This window comes from Pseudomonas sp. MN1F, assembly GCF_009391885.1.
GTDB lineage: Bacteria > Pseudomonadota > Gammaproteobacteria > Pseudomonadales > Pseudomonadaceae > Aquipseudomonas.
Window position 1 is genome coordinate 1 of the sequence record NZ_VZII01000030.1, and the last position, 6,034, is coordinate 6,034.

Genomic DNA, 6,034 nt, shown 5'->3' on the forward strand with positions numbered 1-6,034 from the left:
GGCATCGCCTACAGCAAGACCATCGCTGCGTGCCTGGCCGGCGGCATCACCGAGGCGCCGTCCACCAACCCTGAGCCAGCCCAAGGCAGCAGCGAAGCGCTGTGGTTGAAGTGGCTGCAAGATCCGAACAGCCCACCCTACCGGGCGCTCCTTCTTCGCGACGGGCCGCTGATGGCGGCACTGTTGCCAAGCTTCTCGCCAACCGAGCCGACCAACTGGAACGACAGCGAAAAGCTCTACAGCGCCTTGAGCAAATTCATCACCAGTGAAGACGCCGGCCTGAAGATGCGAGATTCGCTCAAGCAGGCCATCACCGAACTGCAGAGCGCGGTCAATGCCGCCAGTCTGCGTCTGCAAGTGCGGCTCGACCCTGGTGTCCAGCAGGCTGTGCGGCACCTGAACAGTGCCAGCCAGCGGATTTACAACGGTGTGCATCTGATCGAATTGCAGGTGCAGATGAAGCTGGGTGAGTACTACGCCTTGCAAAGCGCGCACCTGCGTGAACTGCAGAACAGCGCCAGCCAGAAACTGGCCGAGGCGCGGGCGCAGATGATGCCGGACCTTGAAGATGTGAAGGCCGGTATTTTCAGGCAAGCAGGCAACGTTAAACCCATCATTCAGACCGGTTTGCTGAGCCTTGCCGTGCTGGACCCGAAAGTCGCACATCAAATTATCCCGGTCAGCGTCTGGGTTGAAGGCACGGCGCATGAACTGCATGAGCGGTTGGCCAGAGAAGTGAAGCTCAACGTCAACCAGTTGAACAATGCTGCGAAGATGGCGCTGGTGAACATCACAGTTGCGGCGGGCACCCTAGAGCTGGATGCGCGGAAGACGCTGAATGGCATGAAGATCAGCGCGGGCCAAGCATCACAATTGGTCCGCGACAGCTTCAGCGGGCTACGAGGGACGGGAAAAGGCTGGGAGTTGCTGCTTTCGCTGGGCGGGCTCTTCTTGATGAGCGATAGCCTTGAAAAGAACCTCAAAATAGTGGAGGAAGAAATCGGTCCGAAGTCCAATGAGGCCATGATGGCCCTATACGGATCGAGCCTAGGTCTTCTTGGTGGAGAAATAGAGCTTTTGGGCTTATTGATGCCGCACAGAGCGAAAATAGAAAACAGGTTCTCCATTGGTCGTACAGTTGCGAGTACCGGAGCAGCCATCAGCGCCATCACCGGACTCTTTGATACAATTCAGGCATTGCTCGCAATGAGGCGAAGCAGTACCTCTGGCGACGAAACCTCATACGAATGGTACAGGTACACTTTCATCGCCGGAATACTCAGCACCGTATTCTCAACTGCTGCTGTATTCTATCCGATCATGTTTGGGCCTTTAGGAATCGCTGTAGTACTTGGCTTTGTCACTTATACCCTGATGAAAACAGCCACTGAGAGCGAATCAACACCTCTAGAGCGGTGGGCTAGGCGCTGTTATTTCGGCAACGCCAACGAATCCCCACGAATCCACTGGGACTCGCCAAATTATGCGGACATTGCAATCTCCGAATTGAATGCATGCACACTGGGCCTGACAAATGGACTGACATTCGTAACCGTCAAAGCAGAGCATGCAACGAGTCCGAAAATAGGTGGCCTTGCCAACGTAGAAACCAATACAACACTAAAATTCAGAATCATGCTACCTCAATTCACAGAAGGCACTTCCGGCTACCACTGGGCCTTAATAATTCATCGCTCAGGAGACGGCAACCCACCCGATCATACTGGAGGTGAAGTTATTGCAAGTGAACAATATTTTGTTCCATCCCTGACCACAAGAACCGCCAACCACACTTCCCTAGCAGCCTCGAAACGCCCTAGAGCCCCGGACTACAGAGACACCATTAAAATAACAAACACCAACCAGAAGCTTCCGCAGCCCCAAAATAATTACAACCTGAAAGTCATCACTGGAACCGTAGAGCTCACTCCTGACATTGGAAGACACAACATTTTATCCGCCACCCTTGTATCAGCCTACTGGCCAGATCGAAACATTCCGGACGCTGTCGCAGAAGTAAAAATACAGGCGGAAAAACAATGACCCTTCCTCATCGTGGATTTGGCTGGAAATATGACCTACCCGCTCCAAATGAGCCTGCTCTTCTGCAATCAATTTCCGACCAGCTAGACCCACCACCAAATCAAATCAGCCAAAACCATCTGGAAATCCCAAGATCCATACTGAAATTCAGGGGGTACTGGATCGTTATTGGGCCAATTGTGCTTCTACTGGTCACATTAGAAACAACTTTTGCAATATTTAATTACTTCAGCTCATTCCCTAAAATCGACTTGGCTCTTGCGAGTGTAGCGCTAGCCACATTCACTGGGTCATTTTTTATAGTTACGCCCTACCTTCGTTTCGAGTTGGAGCTGCCACGCGACGAACCTATCCGCTTCAACCGGCACCGCCGAAAAGTCTACTTCTACCAGTACCGAATGGATCGCCTTCACCCATTCGGCCGCAAGAACTGGGGAGTTAAACCGGTCGCCTACGACTGGGAGAATCTCACTGCCGAAGTTTATCGCTTTTATGCACCTATGGGGTACGGCGGCTTAAAGGAGGAAGTCCGGATATCTGTCTGCAAGCCTGGAACCGACGAGATAATTGACCGCTTTTTCTTCACTGCAGACATAGAAAAAGGGAAACAGTATTGGAATATAGCAAGATTGTTCATGCAGCAAGGGCCCGACGCGCTGCCTGAGTTCGTCAATCCGCCTTGGGAGTGGAATGAGGGCACTCATTCCAACCTTTTTGATCAGCGTGCCCCCAAAGTCCAATGGCCCGCCGAAATGGACCTGGAATCCCGCACTGCCCCTGCTCAAGCAGAGCAACCCTGACCTCCCACCCACGCGTCGGAGGCCACAATGGCGGAAATCCTTGGCCTCCCCGCCCCTACCCGCTAAAATCCCCCCCGGGTGCTAGCTGCAAGGTGCAGTGAAGCAGGTTAATAGAACAACGCCGGTCGGGCCGCCTGCGGGAGTTCTTGCGCCTATGCAAAAAACACATCTTTCCCGCGCCCAGCGCCTGGCCCAACGCGCCTTCGCCAATTTCGAGCGTTTCCTGCACATCGAAGCGGTCAGCGGCATCGTCCTGCTGATCACCGCCGTCGCTGCGCTGATCTGGGCCAACTCCCCAGCCGCCGCCAGCTATGACGCCCTCTGGCACACGCCGATCAGCTTCGGCATCGGTTCGCTGAGCTTCTCGCAATCGCTGCACTTCTGGATCAACGATGGCCTGATGACCATCTTCTTCCTTGTGGTGGGCATGGAGATCCGCCGCGAAATCCACGAAGGTGCCCTGTCCAGCCTGCGCCAGGCCACACTGCCCATGGCCGCTGCAGTCGGTGGCGTCGCCGTCCCCGCACTGATCTACCTGGCCTTCGGCCATGCGCCGGCCGAGCAGCAAGGCTGGGCGGTGCCGACGGCCACTGACATCGCCTTCGCAGTCGGCGTGCTGGCCCTGTTGGGCAAGTCGATCCCGTCCAACATCCGGGTATTCCTGCTGGCGCTGGCGATCATCGATGACATCATTGCCGTGCTGATCATCGCCATCTTCTACTCCGGTGGCCTCGACTACAGCGGCTTCGGCGTGGCTGCCATCGGCCTTCTGCTGGTGGTCGGACTGCAGAAGATCGGCGTCGGCTCGGCCTGGGCCTATATCATCCCCGGTACCATCACCTGGGTTGGCATGCTGATGACCGGTGCCCACCCGACCCTGGCCGGTGTGATCCTCGGCCTGATGACCCCAGTTGCCGCCATGCCGTTGGGCGAGCGCCCGCTGGATGCGATCTCGCGCTTCACCAACGACCTGCTCGGCCGCGCCAAGGCCCCGGAGCAGGACACCGGCGACCTGAGCGCCCCGCTCAAGCGCCTGCGTCTGGCCCAGCGTGAGCTGGTACCACCGGTGACCCGTGTGGGCGGCGCCCTGCACCCCTGGGTGGCGTACGCAATCATGCCGCTGTTCGCCCTGGCCAACGCCGGTGTGGGCCTGTCGGGCATCGACCTGTCCGCCGAGGCGCCGCACTGGGTGATGATGGCGGTGGCCGTGGCGCTGGTGGCTGGCAAGCCGCTGGGGATCATCGGCGTCAGCTGGCTGATGGTGCGCCTGGGCTGGTGCAGCCTGCCAGCCCAGGTCAACTGGCGCGGCATCACCCTGATTGGCCTGCTGGCCGGCATCGGCTTCACCATGTCGATCTTCATTGCCAACCTGGCCTACAGCGACCCGGCCTCGCTGGGCGCGGCCAAGCTCGGCGTGCTGTCGGGCTCGGTGATCGCTGCCGTGCTGGGCCTGGCCTGGGGCGTCACGGGCCTGCGCAAAGGCGCCAGCAAGGCGCCTGTGCAAGCGGGTTGAAAGAGACCGGGGCCTGCGGGCCCCGGCATTTTCTTGTATACAAAAATTTCAAACTTTGCTTACATGCATGTCTGTGCGCCTACGACATCGGCAATCGTCGCTGCGTATTGCGCCAGGCACATGCCATGCAAGCTTCTAAGCAACACACCCCCAAGACCCTCCTGGTCAAGAACGCCGCACTGTTGGTCACCATGGACGGCGAACGCCGCGAGATCAAAGGCGGCGGCCTGTACATCGAAGACAATGTGATCAAGCAGGTCGGCCCCAGCGACACGCTGCCGCAGCACGCCGACGTGATCCTCGACATGGCCGGCAAGGTGGTCATCCCGGGCCTGGTCAACACTCACCACCACATGTACCAGAGCCTCACCCGCGTGGTGCCGGCGGCTCAGGACGGTGAGCTGTTCAACTGGCTGACCAACCTGTACCCGATCTGGGCGCGGCTGACCCCTGAAATGATCTCGGTTTCGACCCAGACGGCCATGGCCGAGTTGATCCTCTCTGGCTGCACCACCTCCAGTGACCACCTGTACATCTACCCCAACGGCTGCAAGCTCGACGACAGCATCCATGCTGCTGGCGAAATCGGCATGCGCTTCCACGCTGCCCGCGGCAGCATGAGCGTGGGCCGCAGCCAGGGTGGCCTGCCGCCTGATTCGGTGGTGGAGAAGGAAAGCGACATCCTCAAGGAGTCGCAGCGCCTGATCGAGGACTACCACGATGCCAGCCATGGCTCGATGCTGCGTGTGGTAGTGGCGCCCTGCTCGCCGTTTTCGGTCAGCCGTGACCTGATGCGCGAAGCTGCGGTGCTAGCGCGCAACTACGGCGTATCGCTGCACACTCACCTGGCCGAGAACGTCAACGACATCGCCTACAGCCGCGAGAAGTTCGGCATGACCCCGGCCGAATATGCCGAGGACCTCGGCTGGGTTGGCCACGACGTGTGGCACGCTCACTGCGTGCAGCTTGACCAGCACGGCATCGAGCTGTTCGCCCGCACCGGCACCGGCGTCGCCCACTGCCCGTGCTCGAACATGCGCCTGGCCTCGGGCATCGCGCCGATCCGCAAGATGCGTGACCACGGCGTACCGGTGGGCCTGGGCGTCGATGGCTCGGCCTCCAACGACGGTGCCAGCATGATCGGCGAAGTGCGCCAGGCACTGCTGCTGCAGCGCGTGGGCTTTGGCCCTGACGCGATGACCGCCCGCGAAGCCCTGGAAATCGCCACGCTGGGCGGCGCCAAGGTGCTCAACCGCAACGACATCGGTGCCCTGGCGCCGGGCATGATCGCCGACTTCGTCGCCTTCGACCTGGGCCATGTGGCCTATGCCGGCGCCCTGCACGACCCATTGGCGGCCCTGGTGTTCTGCACTCCGACCCACGTGGATACCAGCGTGATCAATGGCCGCGTGGTGGTGCAGGATGGCCGCCTCACCACCATCGACCTGCCCCGCGTGCTGGAACGCCACAACCAGTTGGCCTACCAGCTCGTCAGCGGCGACTGATTCCACCAGTAAGTACTCTGCTTTTGCTCTGCTTTTGCTTTGCTTTTGCTTTGCTTTTGCTTCTAAGCGCGCGGTAGTTCAGCAAACGCCAAATGCGACTTCAGGAGGCCGAGCGGAGGTCTTGCGGAGGGAGGTGACGGGCATGGATGCCCGTCAAGCGCTGCGGCCCAGGA

At 59.3% G+C, this 6,034-nt stretch carries 4 protein-coding genes; all 4 read left to right on the plus strand.

Translation table 11 applies throughout. The features are described from left to right. A partial coding sequence (locus F6X59_RS28415) for an apolipoprotein A1/A4/E family protein (protein WP_218572252.1) occupies positions 1-2,043 on the plus strand: 2,043 nt, incomplete at its 5' end. Then, entirely contained in the window at positions 2,040-2,843 is an 804-nt protein-coding gene (locus F6X59_RS28710) for a DUF6708 domain-containing protein (protein WP_256669346.1), read from the plus strand. The genes F6X59_RS28415 and F6X59_RS28710, both read left to right, overlap by 4 nt. Positions 2,844-2,997: 154 nt before the next feature. After that, on the plus strand, positions 2,998-4,356 hold the full coding sequence (gene nhaA / locus F6X59_RS15620; RefSeq protein ID WP_152956989.1) for a Na+/H+ antiporter NhaA: 1,359 nt from the start codon (positions 2,998-3,000) through the stop codon (positions 4,354-4,356). A 125-nt stretch (positions 4,357-4,481) separates the two neighbouring features. Further along, complete coding sequence (locus tag F6X59_RS15625; protein WP_152956990.1) at positions 4,482-5,861, plus strand: 8-oxoguanine deaminase; 1,380 nt, start codon at positions 4,482-4,484, stop codon at positions 5,859-5,861. The last annotated feature ends 173 nt before the right edge of the window (positions 5,862-6,034 follow it).